The 17,848-nt window shown below is 59.2% G+C and carries 14 protein-coding genes and 1 pseudogene; 5 read left to right on the top strand and 10 right to left on the bottom strand.

Annotated features, from left to right (window positions below; genetic code table 11):
- Window positions 1–16: 16 nt before the first annotated feature.
- From SH664x_RS19050 to SH664x_RS19070, 5 genes are all read right to left on the bottom strand, one after another.
- Window positions 17–1,207 carry a ribonuclease D gene (locus tag SH664x_RS19050; RefSeq protein ID WP_437203570.1) on the bottom strand — a complete coding sequence of 397 codons (1,191 nt, stop codon included), beginning with the start codon at window positions 1,205–1,207 and terminating at the stop codon, window positions 17–19.
- 179 nt (window positions 1,208–1,386) lie between these two features.
- Window positions 1,387–1,944, bottom strand: coding sequence for a hypothetical protein (locus tag SH664x_RS19055; protein ID WP_437203572.1), 558 nt, complete (start codon window positions 1,942–1,944; stop codon window positions 1,387–1,389).
- A 25-nt stretch (window positions 1,945–1,969) separates the two neighbouring features.
- Complete coding sequence (locus tag SH664x_RS19060) at window positions 1,970–2,152, bottom strand: CPXCG motif-containing cysteine-rich protein (protein ID WP_437203573.1); 183 nt, start codon at window positions 2,150–2,152, stop codon at window positions 1,970–1,972.
- A 167-nt stretch (window positions 2,153–2,319) separates the two neighbouring features.
- A complete protein-coding gene (locus tag SH664x_RS19065; RefSeq protein ID WP_437203575.1) occupies window positions 2,320–3,018 on the bottom strand; it encodes a hypothetical protein in 699 nt (232 codons plus the stop codon).
- Window positions 3,019–3,188: 170 nt separating this feature from the next.
- A complete protein-coding gene (locus tag SH664x_RS19070; RefSeq protein WP_437203577.1) occupies window positions 3,189–4,397 on the bottom strand; it encodes a 2,3-bisphosphoglycerate-independent phosphoglycerate mutase in 1,209 nt (402 codons plus the stop codon).
- 245 nt (window positions 4,398–4,642) lie between these two features.
- Here SH664x_RS19070 and SH664x_RS19075 point away from each other — a divergent pair, with 245 nt between their 5' ends.
- Window positions 4,643–5,764: a GTPase gene (locus tag SH664x_RS19075; RefSeq protein WP_437203578.1), complete on the top strand. Its 1,122-nt coding sequence runs from the start codon at window positions 4,643–4,645 to the stop codon at window positions 5,762–5,764.
- A gap of 120 nt (window positions 5,765–5,884) precedes the next feature.
- On the opposite strand, the gene SH664x_RS19080 is transcribed toward SH664x_RS19075, so the two are convergent.
- Window positions 5,885–6,958, bottom strand: coding sequence for a substrate-binding domain-containing protein (locus SH664x_RS19080; protein WP_437203580.1), 1,074 nt, complete (start codon window positions 6,956–6,958; stop codon window positions 5,885–5,887).
- Between the two features lie 706 nt (window positions 6,959–7,664).
- Here SH664x_RS19080 and SH664x_RS19085 point away from each other — a divergent pair.
- From SH664x_RS19085 to SH664x_RS19095, 3 genes are all read left to right on the top strand, one after another.
- Window positions 7,665–8,099, top strand: coding sequence for a hypothetical protein (locus SH664x_RS19085; protein WP_437203582.1), 435 nt, complete (start codon window positions 7,665–7,667; stop codon window positions 8,097–8,099).
- A gap of 10 nt (window positions 8,100–8,109) precedes the next feature.
- A complete protein-coding gene (locus tag SH664x_RS19090; protein WP_437203584.1) occupies window positions 8,110–9,636 on the top strand; it encodes a hypothetical protein in 1,527 nt (508 codons plus the stop codon).
- Between the two features lie 496 nt (window positions 9,637–10,132).
- Window positions 10,133–11,779 carry an Nramp family divalent metal transporter gene (locus SH664x_RS19095; RefSeq protein WP_437203586.1) on the top strand — a complete coding sequence of 549 codons (1,647 nt, stop codon included), beginning with the start codon at window positions 10,133–10,135 and terminating at the stop codon, window positions 11,777–11,779.
- Window positions 11,780–11,918: 139 nt separating this feature from the next.
- On the opposite strand, the gene SH664x_RS19100 is transcribed toward SH664x_RS19095, so the two are convergent.
- Both SH664x_RS19100 and SH664x_RS19105 read right to left on the bottom strand, forming a co-directional pair.
- The gene (locus SH664x_RS19100) at window positions 11,919–12,668 is read right to left on the bottom strand and encodes a helix-turn-helix domain-containing protein (protein ID WP_437203588.1); all 750 of its coding nucleotides are present in this window, start codon (window positions 12,666–12,668) and stop codon (window positions 11,919–11,921) included.
- 174 nt (window positions 12,669–12,842) lie between these two features.
- Window positions 12,843–13,751: pseudogene (locus SH664x_RS19105) on the bottom strand (DUF1501 domain-containing protein); the annotation flags it as partial.
- Window positions 13,752–13,894: 143 nt separating this feature from the next.
- Here SH664x_RS19105 and SH664x_RS19110 point away from each other — a divergent pair.
- Window positions 13,895–14,017, top strand: coding sequence for a hypothetical protein (locus SH664x_RS19110; RefSeq protein ID WP_437203590.1), 123 nt, complete (start codon window positions 13,895–13,897; stop codon window positions 14,015–14,017).
- Between the two features lie 310 nt (window positions 14,018–14,327).
- On the opposite strand, the gene SH664x_RS19115 is transcribed toward SH664x_RS19110, so the two are convergent.
- Entirely contained in the window at window positions 14,328–15,794 is a 1,467-nt protein-coding gene (locus SH664x_RS19115) for a hypothetical protein (RefSeq protein ID WP_437203592.1), read from the bottom strand.
- The gene (locus tag SH664x_RS19120; RefSeq protein ID WP_437203593.1) at window positions 15,791–17,809 is read right to left on the bottom strand and encodes a hypothetical protein; all 2,019 of its coding nucleotides are present in this window, start codon (window positions 17,807–17,809) and stop codon (window positions 15,791–15,793) included. The genes SH664x_RS19115 and SH664x_RS19120 overlap by 4 nt, the downstream gene beginning before the upstream one ends.
- Window positions 17,810–17,848 lie beyond the last annotated feature (39 nt).

Genomic DNA, 17,848 nt, shown 5'->3' on the forward strand with positions numbered 1-17,848 from the left:
CCAATGCGAATCTGCTCTATTCGGGAGTCTGGCTGTCGCGGGCGAACGTCAGCGGGTACTCGGATCTGGGGTCGGCAACACGCAGGGTCACTTTCCCCGCGAGAACGTCGGAGAGCAGCTGCCCGCAGACTTCGGAGCGCCACCCCTGCATCAGCCGGGGAGCCACCCCTTTCCGCCCCTCGAAGACATGCCAGCGGACAAAGTCCTTGAGGTCGGCGGCCGTCGAGACCAGTGACATCGACAGTCCCAATTCCTGGCAACGGTTGGCGAGGGCCAGCCCCAGAATGCGGCCGAGGACTTCGTCCTGCGCGGGATGCTGGTTTCCGCTCACTTTGTTCGGCAAGGCATCGTTCGGCAACTCACAGGCCTGCCTGATAATTTCCACGAACGTTTCGGCGTAGGTCTGATAGTCGCGACGATTCATGTCGCGGGTCATGTTGAGTTCGCGGACCGTCTTCGGTTGCCGGTGTGCCAGTTCGATCAGCAGATCGTCTCTCAGCAGCCTCCGCTGTGGGCGGTTGAGGTGCTCGGCCTCTGCGGTGCGCCACTGATATAACGCCCGGGCAATGGCCATTTCCCGTCGACTGAGGCGACCATACCCCGGCAGCCGCAGCCAGCCTTCCCGATCTTCTTCCGCGAGCACGCCGTCGATCAGCCGCTCGAATTCTGCTTCCGCCCAGGTCAGTCGCCCCGCCTGACTCAGCGACTTTTCCTGTGTCTTCCAGACATCAATCAGATGCCGGACATCTTCAACCGCGTAGTTCAGCTGGGTAAGGGTCAACGGGCGTTGCTGCCAGTCGGTCCGAGTTTCTTTGCCATGCTCGATGGAGCGCCCGAGGACGCGCGACACCAGCGTGGTGTACGAGATCGGGAAGCCGCGGGACCGCAGCCCTTCCGCGACCTGCACATCGATTAACCGTCGCGGACGGGTGTTGGTCGCGAACTGGCAGAACCGGATTTCCTCGCGACCGCCATGCACAACGACTGTCGTCTCGTCGTCGGTCATCAGCTTCCACCATGAAGAGAGATCTTCGACCGCGAAGGGATCGACACAGATCGCCTCGGAGGGGGTTGCAAACTGCAACAGGCAGAGCCGGGGGCGGTAGTAGGATTCGGAGACGAATTCCGTGTCAAAGGCCACGATTCCTGCGGCGCGAATCCGCTCGCAGAGGGCTTCGAACTGAGATTGTTCGGTAATCAAAGACACAGGAATTGCGTTCGCTGAATAGAGTGGCCTCTGGAGGAAGGTCACAGATTACGGAACAATTCCCATCGTGGCAAATGCACCGGAAGAGAGTTTTCCGACCATTCCCTATTCAGAGCCGAGTGATAACCAATGCGCGGATTACGCGGCAGCCACGGATCATGCGGCAGCGGCCCTGCCATTCAGACTGCTGATGGGACCGATTCATCCAGCTTGCGTTCACGCCGCACCGCCTTCACCTCGTCGTACACCAGTTGCACCAGTTGACCGTTGCGGACGATCTGCCGGTACTCCACCAGACTGACGAAAGCGTTCAACGTCAACGTCCCGACCGCCAGCAGAAAATGGGTGATCGCGGCATGATCCCAGCGGGTGTTCGACGCCGGGTCAGCCACCGCCCCGAAGGCTCCGGTCACGATCAGCATCAGCAGACAAAGCCCCATGGCCGGCAGGACCCGGTACTTCAGGCGAATGTTTTCTTCGCGGGCCGCGCCGTCAAAGCGGTAGGCAGCGCTCGTCTCTTCGATCCAGCGACCGGTTCCCATGAAGTAGGTCAGCACAATCGCATGCACAAGCAGGGCGAACATGACCGCTGCCAAGGCGAACAGAAAATGGGCAGAGACCTGATTCCGGGCGGTGTCCGACAGGGAACCAGGATCGCCGATCCGTAGTCCGAGGGCGAAGGTCACCCACAGGCTGAGATTGGCAAGCGTCGACAGACAGACGAAAATCCGGTTCACAGATCGCTTTCCATCGAAGTCGGCGTCACTCGGCGATGGCCCGGCAGTGCACGCGGCCATCTTCATCAAATTCGACCCGGATAATGACCGGACCGCAACAGACAGGGCAGTCTTCGACGTACTCCTGCTGTTCTCCCTGAGTGGGATCGACCGGAATTACAATCTCCTCTCCACAGAGAGGACAGAGATAGGTTGCTTCATCGTCCACAGTCGTGCTCCGTCGTCAGCGCCGGTTGGCACGGCGCTGCTGCAGCGCTGCGCGTACTCTTCATCTCTATGGTCGCCGATCCGGCCGGAGAAAGTAAAGCGGGCCGCCCAGATTCCGCGTCACCGCGCAGTTCCGAAACAGTCCCCCCGTCCCGCCGGGCGAAGCCATCAGTCGCGAACCTGCACCTGCAGTGCCCCCAATAACTTGGTGATCGCTTCTTCTTTCTGGTTGATTCCCAGCACGTTGTCGAGCACGATCGCCCGCGGCTGATTGCTGGGATGAATGATCAACCGGCCGCTGCGGGCCAGCATGAACTCGAACACGTCATTGATCTCTTTATCGATCCGCAGATTCGGTGTGGAAAACCGCTCCAGATCGCTGAGCATGCCGTGATGGTGCAGCAGTTCGTTGGGTCGGACTTCCCAATAGTCAAAGCGGGAGATGACCAGCACGAAGGCATAGATCAATCCGAGCCCGGAGGCAAATGTCAAGTAGAACGACGGGCTCGCCACGGGACGGATCTTCGACAACAGCGAATGCAACCCCGGAAGGAAGTTCGGGTTGTAAACAATGATCAGTGCCGCCCCCAGAATGATCGACACGATCACCGCGAACAGCAGCAACGATGTCGAGCGGGGAAAATCGAAAGCCAGTACCACCAGATTCAGCATCAGGATGACAAGAAACGTCCAGCCGACGCTGACCGCCAGGCTCGTATTCTCCGGCCGGAAATAGATGATCAACCCGCCGATGATGGAGACCACCCAGGCGGGCCAGAGAAACACAATCTTGGGATACGAGACCAGAAAGATGCTGCTCTCCGACGGTGAAGGCGAAGAGGGGCGAGGTGAATTCAGGTCTGACATGATCCGTGATCCGATCACAATGTGAAGGGGTACTGTGAATTGACACAGAATGGTCTGAGAGCAGTTTGATTTTGAACCAACCCGCACCTGTTCCGGTCCGGGTCGCGGTCCACTCAGCCTGCACTCAACAGAACGGGAATTCACCCGCCAACGGATGAAGGCATTTCCGCTCAGGCACCAAATTTCTCCAGCCGGCCTGCATGAGCCAGCGCCAGGGGCATCAGATACTTCGCCGGGAACTGTCCGAGTCCACCCAGCCGACACTGGGCTTCGCCGAAACCGGTGCTGCCATCAAACCGGCAGGTGTCGGCAACGATCATCGTCGGGACCGGATGCCAGCTGTGAGAGCGGAGCTTGCTCGGTGTGCTGTGGTCCCCGGTCACGATCAGCACGGTCGGATTCAGCGCCGTGATGAGCGGAATGGCGGCATCCAGTTCTTCGGTCCGCTTGACCTTCGCGTCGAAGTTGCCGTCTTCTCCGGTCGAATCGGTGTACTTGAAGTGGATGAAGAAGAAGTCGTAATCATTCCACGCCTGCTTGAGGCGTTCACATTGATCGCCAATCGTCTGACCAGCATCCAGCACATCCATGCTGACGAGTCGAGCCAGCCCGCGGTACATCGGATAAACGGCAATCGCCCCGGCACGGGTGCCGTACACTTCTTCGAAGGTCGGAATGGGAGGACGCTTCGCAATGCCGCGGAGCATCAGGAAGTTGGCAGGGGAGTCGTTCTTCAGAACTTCGCGAGCCTGCCGCAAAAATTCCTGAGCCACCTGGACCGTCTTCCGGGAGGCTTCATCCCGGGCGACCGGATCGAGCGGCGGCACTCCGGTGGCCTGCGGGTCGGTGTCATCGACATGTCCCCCGAGTCCCTCTCCCCGGAAGACGACCACCAGCCGGTATTCCTTGACGTGCTGAACGAAGACTTCAACGCCCGGAATCTTGATCTTGTTCAGTTTCTCACACAGCGGTGCCGCCGCCTGGGAGGAGATCCGGCCAGCACGACGATCGGAGATGTTGCCCGCAGCATCAAGCGTGCAGAAGTTGCCCCGGATCGCGACGTCATTGGGGCCGAGATCGAAGTCGATCCCCAGAGCTTCGAGCACTCCCCGGCCGATCTGGAATTCCAGCGGATCGTAGCCGAACAGGCCGAGGTGGCCGGGACCGCTGCCCGGCGTAATGCCGGGAATCACGGGTGTGCTCAGACCGAGTGTCCCCCGCTGGGCGAGAGCATCAAGATTTGGTGTTTTGGCTGTTTCCAGCTCTGTCTTTCCACCGGGAGCCAGCGGCAATCCGCCCAATCCGTCCGCAACCAGCAGGACGATCTTGGAATCATTTTTCTTCTGCAGCTCTCGTGTCAGTTGGTGGATTTCGCTCATCGCAGGTACTCGGCAGACAAGATGGTGATTCGCTTTTTTCCCCGTTCTCAGGGAAGGAATCCAGAATCTAGCAGGTCCACCCGAAGCCTGACAGCGCACCGACATCGGCGCTGATGGTCCTGCCACTTCCTCTTTCGCAGGCAGGGTGGCAACAGCCCCGCCCGGGCTGCCATAATCAGGATCGACTGGCGGATTCCTGGCCGCCTTCTCGAACACGTCCCGCCGCGTTCCCCCTGAAATCCGCGATGCCCCGCTCGTTTTCTTCTCCCGATTCCCGCCCACTCACAGCCCGTGAGTTGACACCGGGAGGACGTGGAGCCGTGGCGACGATCGGCCTCGCGGGTGAACTCCGTGGGCTTGAGCCCTGGCTGCGCTGTGCGAACGGCAAATCCCCTGCCGAACAACCTGTCGACCAGATCTGTTATGCGCTGTGGGGGACGGAGCTGCAGGAGGATGTCGTCTATCTACGGACCGGCGAGAATTCGGCAGAGGTCCATTGTCACGGAGGACGGGCGGCTGTGGAGCGGATCCTCGCACCGTTTCGCGAGGGGGCCGCAATCGGCTCCCCTTCTCCTGAGGGGAACGATCTCCTTCCCGCGGTCGACGCCATGAAACAGGAGCTGCAGGCTGCGCTGGTCGCCGCCACAACCCAGCGGACAGCCCATCACCTGCTTCGCCAGCTGACGCTACTACCGAACGCGTGGCACTCATTGAGCGCAGCCGACCCCGCCCAGCGGCAAAAGCGGATCGATCAGCTCCTCCGCTGGAGCGAGTTCGGCCGGCACCTGACAACTCCCTGGAAGATCGTGCTGTGCGGACGCCCGAACGTCGGGAAATCGAGCCTGCTGAATGCGCTCGTCGGGTTCACTCGCTCGGTGGTGTTCGATCAACCGGGAACGACGCGCGACGTCGTGTCGGTTGAGACCGCGTTCGATGGCTGGCCGGTCGAACTGGCGGACACGGCCGGACTTCGACAATCCGACTCGGAACTCGAAGCGGCAGGGATCGCCCGCGCCCGCAAAGAGATGAGAAGCGCGGATCTTCTGCTCCTCGTTCTCGACTCCGCAGTCGGTCTGACCGACCCGGACCGCCGGTTTCTGGACGACTTCCCGACAGCGGTTGTGGTCTGGAATAAAGCAGACCTGGTCGCTTCCGCAACTGAGCCGGTGCCTCCCGCCCCTGATGAGGCACTCCGCGCGCGACAGACCGTTGCGGTCTCCGCCACGACGGGAGCGGGAATCGAGCAGTTGATCACGACGGTGGTGCAGCGGCTCGTTCCGGTCGAGCCCCCGGCGGAGTCGCCGTTTCCCGTCACGCTTGAGCAGATTTCCCGGCTGATGGACATGCGGGCTCTTCTCTCCGACTGATTCAAAGAATCCGCGTTTGGAACCCGAAAGATACAGGTCTGCTCGGCGACAGCCGGAGTGGTGCGATCCAACAAACGGCATTCGTGCAAAGAGGAAAGTACCGCGTGTGCTCCGGTGTCCCTAAGGGAGTGCGACTGACTCGTTGAGCCGACCGGCGACTGCATTGGCCTCGCGGGAGTCGAGCACCCGATCTAACCCTTGTCGCTGTTTACGATAGGCCCCCGGAGTACAGCCCAGCTTTCGATGGAAGACATCGCACAGGTACCGGGCGTCACGCAGGCCGACACTCCGGGCAATCGCTTCGAGTGAGTCATCGGTGTCGACCAGATGTTTTGTCGCCCGCTCAATCTGCACGCGCGTAATCTCTGCCTTGGGAGTCCGGCCGATTGTCTCCCGAAACCGCTTTTCGAGGGTCGCACGCGACAGGGGCACGACTTTCAGCAGATCACCGACCCGCAACCCGCGACAGGCCTGTTCCTGAATGACACGCAACGCCCGGACCACATTCGGATCATCGACCGCCAGCAGATCGGTCGATTGCCTCGGGACCACTCCCCGCGGCGGAATCAGTGTTGAACCGCTGAGGGTCTCCTCGCCATTCATCATGCGGTTCAGGAGAGCGGCCGCCTCGTAGCCGATCTGCTCCGCGTTCAGATCAATGCTGGTCAACGGGGGACAACAGATATTGCACTGCAGCTCATCATCGTCCACGCCAATGACCGCCACCTGTTCAGGAACACTGATCGCAGCCCGTCGACAGGCTTCAATCACCTGCAGGCCACTATCGTCCTGACAGGTCATAATTCCGATCGGCTTGGGGAGCGCCTGCAGCCAGCTTGCCAGTTGGGTCTGTCGAGCCTCCCACGATTCCAGCATCGCCTCGTTGATGACCGGACCAGGGTGGACCTCCCCTTTCCTTTTGGCGACACGCCGGGCAAACCACTTGAACCGCGCTTCACGATAGTTGGCGGTACTGGGAGGGAGCGCGCAGAAGCTGAAATGTCGCAACCCTTTTTCCCAGAGGTGATCAATCGCCACTTCTCCCACAGCACGATGATCACTCCCCACATAGGGGATGCCGAGATCGGGGACAATCCCTTTCAGATCGACGACGGGACGATTGAGGCCGCGGATGGTTTCTCCCAGCGCCTGGTTCCCGATTCGAGCGAGAATTCCTTCGCCGGACCAGGACATGAGCCATTCTGACGGAGGGTCTTCCGCCCCGTGCGGCCGAAAACAGACCGACCACGCGCGCTGACTGGAATTGAAGGCGCTGATGCCCCGGATCAAACCTCTCCCAAAGGCCCGGGACGATTCAATCAGCACGAGCACCTGACGCACGGCTTTCGGCTCCATCGAACAAGATGCTGAGACAGCACTTCAGAACGCAGCCGTCGCGGTCGCCGTCTGCTTCTCTGACAACGTTATCAGAGTCGGATTCCACGGGCCAGATCGACGTCTTCCCCCTTCGCTCGGGCCCACGCATCCCGATGCTGAAACGGCGATGTGGCACGCACTTTCATTCCCGAACCCTCTCCAGAAACCACACGAGCTGTCGTGGTGCGGAACTTTCCGGTGCAAGGTCAGCCATGTCTGCATGAGACTTCCCCTGAGACGATATCATGCGATCTTGCGAGACAGGAGACGCCGTCCCTCTCCGGATCAGGCAAAAACAGGAAGACAACAACGCAGATTTCGGAATGACAACGCGGGAGAGCAGAGGTATCGTCAGACTCATCAGAAAATCAACATACTTAAGCTTCCAGATCAACGAAGGACGATAGGGTATGTCTCTCCCTGTGGAGGCTGCTGCCTGATCACCGGAGACAAACTCTATTTCTACTATGCAGCCTTTCAGGGAAATGAGTCCTCGCGGGGAGAGGCAGAACACTGGAGCGGCATGTACAAGAATGCTTCCACGGGTCTCGCCATTCTACGACGGGACGGCTTCGCATCCATGCAAGCTCAGGAGCAGCAGGGAACGCTCACAACCCGACCGGTCACGTTCACCGGCAACCAGCTGTTCGTCAACGTGAAGGCTCCCCAGGGAGAACTGCGGGTGGAAATTCTGGATGAGGCCGGCAAGCCAATCGCCCCCTTTACCCGCGAAAATTGTCAGCCGGTCTCCGTCGACAGCACACGCACACGCATCAGCTGGAACCAGGCCTCGGACCTGTCCCAGTTCTCCGGTCGGCCAGTCCGGCTCCGCTTCTCTCTGTCCAACGGCGAGCTCTATTCCTTCTGGGGGTCACCCGATGTGAATGGAGCCAGTCTCGGTTATGTCGCTGCGGGCGGCCCCGAGTTTTCAGGTCCACGCGATCTCCCCTCACCTTGAAGATTTTTCCATGCCATCATTGCTTCGCAATACTCTGTTCTGCCTGTCCCTTTCCGTCATTCTCCCTCCCCTTTGCTGGTCGTCAGGGGTGCTGCTGGCAGCAGAACCTCAGGCGAGTGCTCTGCTGGAAATCGTGACGAACACGTCGAACGCATTGATCGACAACGGACGCGACCGCTGGGGCCCCGAACAGACGGCCATGATCGCCTCGGTCATGGACCGAAAAACGCTTGCGCCTCCTTCCAAGCTCCCCTCCGGATCCGTCGGCGTCCGCAATGGAGACAGAACGACTCCCTTCGGCAGCAATGTCAATATGCAGCAGAACTTCTTCCGGACGTTCTACCTGTTGAGCCAGGTCACGGGAGATTCAAAGTACACTGCGGCAGCAGATGCAGCCTTGCTCGATTTCATTCGCCGGGCTCAATCATCGGAGACCGGTCTGGTCGGCTGGGGAGAACATCTTTCGTATGACATGGAGCAAGACAAGGTCGCTGCCGTCGGCGACCAGAACCTGATTCACGAACCCAAAAAGCCCTTAATCTTCTGGGACTATCTGTACCAGCATGAACCCGAACGGATGCTGACCTACGCCACCGGCATCTGGAAACATCAGATCCAGAACCATGAAACAGGAGAATTCTCCCGGCATGCGCGGTTCGACATTCACAAGCCGGGAAAAGGGTACGACTTCACCAAAGAAGCAGGACACTTCATTGGCATCTGGTCGAAGGCGTATCAGGCCAGCAGGCAGGAACTCTACGGCGAAGCCGTCAGTGTCCTGACCCAGCGGTATCAGAAGAAGTTGAACGATCGAAATCTTCTGGACTACGACTCCGTTCGAACGGACTACTGCAACAACGGGCACAACTTGACGCTCGCCTGCGATCTGACGGACGCCGCTCCGCTCATGCAAACCTATCAGGAGGGGCAGCTGTCCCAACGCATGCAGGAGCTGGCGACCGCCATCGATCGAGGGTTTCTGAGTTGTGCCCATCGGCCCGACGTCCCCGAAGCGGGATTCATTGCCACCTGTTCCACAGCAACCGGTGAATCACGAGGCCGTGAAGGGCCGGGGCCGGAAGGGTATTCGACTCTCTGGGGGATGGGCTATGGTCGGCAAGGGACGGCGATGGTCGCCCTGCACTGCTTTCGTCGAGCCCGGCAGCTGGGAACTTCCCCCGACGCCGCGATCTACCGGCAGCTCGCCCTCGCCGCTGCCGACTGCTATGCGAGAACAGGTGCTCCCGATCCGGAGATCGATGTCTGGCCCGTAGAATATGGAACCGTCATTCTGATGTTTCTCGAGGCTTACAAGCAGACGGGGGATCGAGCCTCTCTCCTGCAGGCCCGGCGTCGTGCCGATGAGGCGGTCCAGACCTTCTGGGACGAGACCAGCCCGCTCCCCAAGTGCAGCACACACGCCAAACATTTCGAGACGATCACGGGAGCCGAGACGCTCGTCCTTGCGCTGCTCGCCGTCCACGTCGCCGAAACCGACCCCAAACTGGAACTCCCCTTCAGCGACATCGATCGCTGAGGTGATCATCCCTCCTGCCCGAACTTCCGTTCGGCGCCTGTTACTCAGCGCAGGTCTTTCTTAACCGTCGTCGAGAGCGTGGATCCGTTGCGGTTCCCGTTCTTCAGGCTCGCGATCCCCCCGAATGCCGTCGTTCCGACAGAAACATCGGGAGCAATCATCATGTTCGAATGAAGGGAATTCTTTCGCGCTGCTCAATGAACGCCCCGTGGCCCCCCGAATGGTTGAAGGTCCCTGCGACGTCGAGAAGTATCTGGCTAATACGGATTCCGATATAACGTTTACGTCAGCAGGCGTGACTGCCGGGCGATTCAGGTAGCGAACGCGGAGATCGCTGATTGCCGATGAGCGACTCTCGTTGTGCGGCGGCTTCCGTCTCGTGGTGGTCTCGCTCTCAAATTCCGTGAGCAGTCGGAGTGGTCGCTGTCGTCAAGATCTCAACCGGCAACGGGCGCGACGATCAGAATGAAAAGCTTCCCTTTGCAGGATGGTGAACATGTCTCGTCTGGCCGCGAACGTCCCTCCTTCCGAAGCCCCCCATGAGACCGTTGAGCCTGCCCAGCAGGCCCCCTGGCCCGGGACGCATGCCATGCCCTGCTGGGGTCTGGGGCAACTCGGTCCCGCTCCTGCATTCAGCTGGCGGACTCTTCCCCTGCTGATCGGACCGGGACTGGTCATGGGAGCAGCAGCCATCGGCGGAGGGGAATGGCTGACCGGTCCTTTCGTCACCGCAAAGTATGGGGGCGCCTTGCTCTGGCTGGCCACGCTGAGCATTCTGTTCCAGGTGGTTTACAACATTGAAATCAGCCGGTATGCCCTCTATTCGGGGGAACCGATCTTCTCCGGCAAGTTCCGGATTCCCCCGGGGCCCCTGTTCTGGCTGCTGGCCTATCTGCTACTCGACTGCGGCTCGTTTCTCCCGTATCTCACGTCCAATGCCGCCATTCCCGCAGTCAGCCTGATTCTGGGTCGGCTCCCCCATTTGCCGGACGAGAGGTGGATCGTCAACCTGACCGCGTCGATTCTGTGGGTCCTGATCTTTCTGCCCCTCGTGGTCGGCGGGAAGGTGTTTAATTCGCTCAAGATTGTCACCATCGTCAAGCTGGCCTTTGTGCTGACGTTTCTGGGGATGCTGGCGATCTGCTATTCCACCTGGGAAACCTGGTGCGAGATCCTCTCCGGATTTTTTCGGTTCGGGACACTCCCCTTCGAGTCGCCGACGGCAGAGGGGAGTGTCGAACTGCAGAACGTATTCAGACTGTGGTGGTCGGGTGAGTCGATTCCGCGACTCGATTTCGCACTGCTCGGAATGGTGACCGCCATGGCTGCCATTGCCGGCAATGGGGGCCTGACCAACACTCCGATCAGCAACTACACCCGGGACCAAGGCTGGGGCATGGGCCGTGAAGTCGGAGCAATCCCCAGCATCGTCGGCGGACGCGAGATCAGCCTGTCTCACGTCGGCAAGGTGTTTCTTGTGGATCAACAGTCATTACCGAAATGGTATGGCTGGCTGCGGCATATTCGACGAGATCAGATTCTGATGTGGTTCCCCGCCTGTTTGTTCGGCATGGCTCTCCCCAGCATGCTCTCCGTTCAGTTCCTGCCAAAAGGGGATGTTCCCGGCGACAAATTCCTGGTCTCGGCCATGACAGCAGAGGGAGTCGCCCACACGGTTTCAGCCGGTCTCGGAGCCGCCTGGGGTCCCGTCTTCTGGAAGCTGACGCTGTTTTGCGGCTTCTTGGTGCTCATCACCTCCGCCATTGTCACGGCCGACGGCATTCTGCGTCGATGGGTCGATCTCTTCTGGACGGCCAGCCCGACGGTCCGGTCCTGGGAGACGCGTGCCATTGGACGCGTCTACTTCGCCGCGCTCCTGATTTACGGCGTCGGCGGATTGGTCACCATGAATCTGATTACGGGGGACAAGCTGCTGGTGTGGTCGACGAACATTTACAACTACGCACTCGGATTCAGTTGCTGGCATGTGCTGGTTGTGAATCTCTGGCTGCTCCCCCGCGCTCTGCAACCACGTTGGTTCGTCTGCCTGGGACTGGCGATGGCGGGTCTCTTTTTCACTTCCATCGCGGTCCTGACGACGCTCGACACACTGAGTTATTTCAGGACTCTCGCTGCAACCTGAATTCATGTCGACGTGGGCAGGAAACCTTTTCCCAAGGTGAGAAGAATCTGCGCCGGATGAAGACAGGTTGCCGCCACAGCCGGTTCACAATCCGGATCGGGCACTGATCTGCTGGAGCCAAAGACCACGCGCGGCGGATTCAACGCGCACGATGAATTCCGTGCTGCTGTTCTCTGGCCTGCTGGCGGAACTTGAGTGGCGTCATCCCGATGTGTTCGCGAAACTGCCGCGTCAGCGCGCTTTGATCACAGAAGCCGAAGCGTCCGGCAATTTCCACAATGGGGACATCCGTATTGAGCAATGCGTCCCGCACAGCCTCCAGGCGTTCTTTCACGAGGAAATCCTGAATGCTCATGCCGATCGCCTTGTGAAATCGTCGCCGGAGCTGGCGGACCGAAAGGAGCATCCGCTCCGCGAGCAGAGCAATCGAAACCCGCTCATGCAGATGTGAGCGGATATGTCGAACGACCTGCTGAATCTCCAGATCGGGCAGCAGAGATCGCGATCTCCCCTGATAAACCTGAAAGACCCCGGCGATCCCCGCCACCCGTCCTGCATTGTCCCGGATCGGAAACTTGCTGGTGACAACCGGTTCTCCGTTTCGCCAGGCTTCGACCGTATTTGTCAGCGATTCGCCGGTCCGCAGGACCCTCTGGTCATCCTGAACAAAGTGTTCCGCAAGAATTCTCGGAAAGAGGTCGAAATCAGTCGCCCCAAAGAGATCCGAGTCGTGACGATAGCCCAATCGTTTCACCAGAGCCGCATTCACCGCCATGTGGCGACCCTGGGCATCCTTCAGAAAGAAGTAGACCCCGGTCAGATTATTGAAGAGGCCGACGATGTCCTGGGAGTTCAGACTGGAGAAAAACTCCTGTCGATGGGAGCACATCGCACCGTCTCCGAAATCGCGTTGGCCTCGAGCGCAGTTCTTTTAACAGGATCTTTATCTGTTTACCAGCGCGTTGAGGCTCCTCCAAATCGGTCGCATTCCCGTCCTCATCCCGGCAACAGGCAGAGTGCGTCTCCTGTTCCCTGCTGTTCATGGCATCCTATCGAATTCGGTTCAGATCAGGATCTTGTGCAACACTTCTCCGGCCACATCGGTCAGGCGGAAATCACGACCGTTGTACCGATAAGTCAAGCGCCGGTGATCGATTCCCAGCGTATGCAGAATCGTCGCATGCAGATCATTCAGATGAACGCGGTCGATCGCCGCTTGATAGCCTAACTCGTCAGATTCCCCATAGCTGATGCCTCCCCGGATTCCACCACCCGCCATCCAGGCAGTGAAGCAATGTGGATTATGGTCCCGGCCCGGCTTTTCGGCAATTTGCGCGATCGGCAGCCGTCCGAATTCTCCACACCAGATGACCAGCGTCTCGTCCAGCATTCCCCGCTGCTCAAGATCCGCAAGGAGCCCGGCGACCGGCTGATCGGTTTCTCCCGCGAACTGGCTGTGATTGCCGACAATGTCCATGTGACCATCCCAGGAACGTTGATTCTCCATGCCGCCGGAATAGATCTGCACAAATCTCACACCCGCTTCCACCAGCCTGCGCGCCATCAGACATTGCCGGGCGAAATGATCACAGCGGCTGTCTCCCATGCCGTACAGTTGCTGAATGTGCTCGGGCTCGGACGAGACATCCAGAGCCTGCGGTGCTGCTGTTTGCATCCGGTAAGCGAGAGAAAAGCTTTCAATACTTGCCGCGAGGTCATTTTCGGCTGCGTAACTCTCGCGATGAATTTCGTTCAGTTGCCTGAGCATGTCCAGCTGTCCGCGCTGCGATGCCAACGTCACCTGTGGCGGGTGCTGGAGATTTTCAATCGGGTTCCCTGTCGGCTGAAGATGTGTCCCCTGATACACGCCGGGCAGGAATCCAGCACTCCAGTTGGCAGCATGTCCCTTGGGAAGTCCTCGCCCCTTGGGATCACTCATCACGACGAACCCCGGCAGGTCGCGCGATTCGCTCTGCTGGCTGTGCCAACCAGCGCTCTGCGCGACAAAACATCGCGTCTGCCGCTGGTCGTGTTTGTACCCGATGCAGGCCAGACACCCGAAGCCTGTTTCGGACTTGAGGGCGGAATCCCGGAGTCGCACCAGTTCGAGATACCATGCGTTGTCGCGAAATCCAGATGCCGCTGTGGCTTCGGCCCGTGGCCATGATGGCAGAACCGCAGAGTAAGGGAGCGCTGCTGGAACAGGCCCGGACACTGGTCCGGGAAATGGAAGTCTAGCCCTCCGAGTCCGTTCCCGAACTGCTGTGGATGCTGGACGAAGAGCTTCACCAGATGCCGCACCGCCTGCGCCGGTCGATCATGCTGGACTGACCAGAAAATCTCAGGGAGAAGAGCGCTGCCCCAGGAGAGGTCCAACGATCATTCCGATTAGGATTGCCACAGTCCAGACGGATACCCACTCAACGCGAACCCCTGGTCTATCGCGAGGGCCGCAGCCTGTGGCAGCAGGAACTACCCGGGTGCGTCAATCGCGTCCGTGAAGCCAGCGGGGCTTGGAAGGCTTCAATAAAATCTCCAGGTTGGTGGTTTAATCAATGGTTCGCAAACGCTTCCGAACTGTTGACAGGAGATTCTCACAGAGTTGAGCTGGATCTGGCTCGCCGAGTTCCTTCAGGACGTCTTGAACGAGTGGCTGGCTCAGGAATTTGATGTTGTTCGACTTGTCGTTCGACCAAAGCTGAGCGGCCTCCATCCGACTACGTGCGACTTTCATCAGCGAAGGAGTCGGCTCGTTGTGAGCGACGTCGTTGCGCAGGACTTTCACCTTGTCGACGGTGACAACCAAATCTTTGAGCGACTTACTGTTCACGTAGTCGCGGGCAAAGCGACCGGCTCCGTCTTCAAAAAAAAGATACGTGCGGTTCTCAGAATGCTCAAACGGACAATTACGTTTCTTATTGTCGTCAGGTTCGTCGTTGCGCAAGAGCTTCTTCCCGTTCGGAACCTTCGCGCCAAGTCGGAGAGTCACAACTGCTGCATTGCCTTGACGTTGGTCCGAATACTCGAAGTTATCAAGCAGATGGTCCCACAGCGCCGCCTCAAAGAACGCCACAGTGCCATGCACAGCTCTGGGGATGTCGCCTGCACGCAGTGCCAGTTCGACACGTAATGCAGCTCGCACCGACATACGCTGATGGTTCAGAACCATGAGTTCGCTGTCCGATGGCAATGGCGGCTCAAATGGCAGTGAACAAGCGAATTGAGCGAGCCATTCGATAACCTGAGTCCACCCTTGACCGGGCTCATCTTTCAGGTGACTGACAGCCCCCCAGGCACCGAGCAGGTTGCCTTTCTCGATGAGCGAAAGCGCGTACCAGCGGGCTCGGAATCCCGTTGCCGGGTGGAACCTTTCTTCGATTGCGAGATCTTCGCCTTGAACTCGTTCACGGTCGGGCACTTCCAGCGCGGTCACGGTTGGGCCGCTCAATGCGTGCAGTCGTACCATCTCATTGATCAGTTCGTTAGCGGCAGCCAGTCCACCGGTTGTAGCTACGAAGACTTGGTCATTCTCCGTGAGTTGCTCGACCTGTGTCCTGATAGCGTCCGAGAGCCTGGAGACGATGGTTCTTCGGACGACCGCATCGACCTCATTGGACGGATCTTCAAGCTGCTCCGTGCCAGTCAAGAATGCCACACGCTTCACCTGGTTGACGCCACGATCGCGAAGGCGACGCTCCATGACTTCGCCGGACAATCGAGGATCACGCGCGCCTTGCCGGACGGTCTCGAAGATGAGCGTCGATGTCGGCAGCGTGCTGTCCAAGTACGCGAGCACGGCATCGAGCTTTGGAGTGCAAAGATTTAACTTCGTATCAGGGAGGGTCATGATGAGCTCTCTGTTCCTCGTGGTCGGTGTGTCCACCACCGACCACGAGCGCTCGTTGATGGCGTCGTGCAGGGTGCCGCAAGTGCTGCCGTCGAGCTTGTGTCGCTGGTTCCTGACGACCAGCTGCACGTCGGTCTGGCCAACGGTCATGACGAGAAGTGTTTTCATTGCGAGCCATCTTTCTTGTAACGGCGGTTGCGTGAATGGTCCGCTCGCAAGTGCGTGTGATAAGTGAAAATCTGCCCGTCTCGGGTTGGATAGTCCGCCGCATCCGGGTGATTTCGACGATGAATGGCGAGCCATTCGTCCTGTGTTGCCGTCTTCTGATGGTTGTTCTTCACCCAGGCGTCGAGGTCGGCTTCAGGTTTCAGCGTGGGGGTCTCGCTAAATTCATCAAGGAACAGGAGCGACTTGGCATCGATGCGCACGCTGCCCCAGCCCAGTGGACGCGCATAGCCGAGCTTGGAGCAGTAGCCGGCGCCATGAGTGCCGCCGAGCACGCTCTTGAACTGATCGGGGCAGAGGGCAACGAGGATCGCAGCCAATTCAACGGTGTCGAGGTCCCGGAAGCGGACGGTGAACCGGAACTTGCGGCCTGGTTTCGATGCTTCAAGCGCCAGCGTGCTGCGATCGTTTTGCCGATTCGTGGGGGAATTATCAGCTGCAGGCCCAGGGACCCGTCCTTTGCCATCAGTGCCGTAAGCGTCTTTGCGGTCCAGATAAAACTTGCGGCCCGCCAGTTCACCGGGAGCGTCGTAGCCAGCGGCATCACCGTAGGTGACGAGCGTGGCCTTGTCGGAAGGTCGCGATTGCGGATGATGCGGCTGCTTCAGGTAATGCTCGACAGCGCTCGGCCGGGGCATCCCTAGTTCCTTAAGAAACGTGGGCTTCAGGAAGCGGTCGTCAACGGAATCATTCTCGCCGACCACTTCGAGTCCCGCGTTGACGAAAACGCGCCCCATGAGTTGCTTGTGGTCCCCCTCGCCGATGCCCGCGCTCCCCTCGTTGTCGCCGGTGTAACCAAACAGTCGACGAACGGCTGACAGCTCCTGCGGTGCGCCTTCGCTGTCCTTTTCACACTCTTTGTCCAACGGGAAGAGTCCGTGCCGTTCGAGCTTCAGCGCATCGGCGTCTTTGCGAACTGTGTCGGTGTAGGCCCAGCGGTAATAATAATGCCAGCCGAGCGAGACGATGTACTTCTTCTCGGTATCCCATTCGACCCAGATGAGGTCGCCGGGCTGGAACGCTTGTTGGGCTCCCTGCTCCACAGCAGCTCGTCCCTGTCGTTGCTTTTGTTGATTGGTGCCGATGCACGGATGACGAGAGCTGAAATGGCCATCGTTTGTATCGAGCAAATGCGTCAATGTTTCTGTGTATCGCTGAATAACTGACGACAAAGGTCTCACCAATGCGTGCTCAACACGAAGCTGCGGCACTTTAATGTGTGTGCGGATGACCTTCTTTGGCGCATCTGCTGAAAATAAGGCATCCGGCATCGCCTCTCCTGCTCCAAGTCCGCCGCGATAGCGCTCGGCATCGCGCGGTGGAGGGATTTCAACAGCTTGGGGACCATGGCCCTTGCGACGAGGGAAGTAGGTTTGCTGGTCTCTTGTCGCCATCGAGAGGACATCAACTGTTTCGGGAATTGGCCACTTTTTGCCATCAATGTCGACAGTTGTGCTTGTTCGAATACGAGCAAGGCGTGGCTCGAGTCTCGCCGTTCCCTCACGGTAGCGATGATCATGCTGATCATACGGAAACTTGGCGTTCGGCCGATACGAGTACGAACGCTCGGCGACGCGTTCCATCGGCGCACCGAGAAGTGCTCCCAACTCGTGGCGCAGAAGCCCTTTCAGGGAGTCACCTGGAATGACGACAGGGCGTGTGTTCCATGGCGCGCGAAGCGGGCAGAGCACGGACTTCTTGTCGGCAAGACGACCAACGTCAGCGAGGTTCGCCGGCAATGGCCAGTCACTCTCTGTGTCGCCGACCTGGCCGCGTTCCCAACCGACGAGGAGTGGGGTCAGCGTTTCCAGTTCGAAGCGGACCTCACCCGAGAGTCGTTCCTTGCTGCTGGTGCCATCGTGCCAGATTGGCGATGTGGTTGTCAGATCCTTGGGGAGAGCAACGAAGCCGTAGGGCTTTTTGAATGACTCGACCCTCTCAGGAGTAAACTCTTCCAACCCGGCTGCACCGAGTTTTTCGCGAACCTGTGCGATGTG

This window comes from Planctomicrobium aquicomposti, assembly GCF_051466325.1.
Classification (GTDB): Bacteria; Planctomycetota; Planctomycetia; order Planctomycetales; family Planctomycetaceae; genus Planctomicrobium.

Bases quoted from the DNA above. Each gene is read 5' to 3' on its own strand.
- SH664x_RS19080 (WP_437203580.1), bottom strand. From the start codon at position 6,958: ATGTCCTGGTCCGGCGAAGGAATTCTCGCTCGAATCGGGAACCAGGCG.
- SH664x_RS19065 (WP_437203575.1), bottom strand. From the start codon at position 3,018: ATGTCAGACCTGAATTCACCTCGCCCCTCTTCGCCTTCACCGTCGGAG.
- SH664x_RS19100 (WP_437203588.1), bottom strand. From the start codon at position 12,668: ATGTGCTCCCATCGACAGGAGTTTTTCTCCAGTCTGAACTCCCAGGAC.
- SH664x_RS19075 (WP_437203578.1), top strand. From the start codon at position 4,643: ATGCCCCGCTCGTTTTCTTCTCCCGATTCCCGCCCACTCACAGCCCGT.
- SH664x_RS19085 (WP_437203582.1), top strand. From the start codon at position 7,665: ATGTACAAGAATGCTTCCACGGGTCTCGCCATTCTACGACGGGACGGC.
- SH664x_RS19095 (WP_437203586.1), top strand. From the start codon at position 10,133: ATGTCTCGTCTGGCCGCGAACGTCCCTCCTTCCGAAGCCCCCCATGAG.
- SH664x_RS19090 (WP_437203584.1), top strand. From the start codon at position 8,110: ATGCCATCATTGCTTCGCAATACTCTGTTCTGCCTGTCCCTTTCCGTC.
- SH664x_RS19070 (WP_437203577.1), bottom strand. From the start codon at position 4,397: ATGAGCGAAATCCACCAACTGACACGAGAGCTGCAGAAGAAAAATGAT.
- SH664x_RS19110 (WP_437203590.1), top strand. From the start codon at position 13,895: ATGCGTTGTCGCGAAATCCAGATGCCGCTGTGGCTTCGGCCCGTGGCC.
- SH664x_RS19115 (WP_437203592.1), bottom strand. From the start codon at position 15,794: ATGAAAACACTTCTCGTCATGACCGTTGGCCAGACCGACGTGCAGCTG.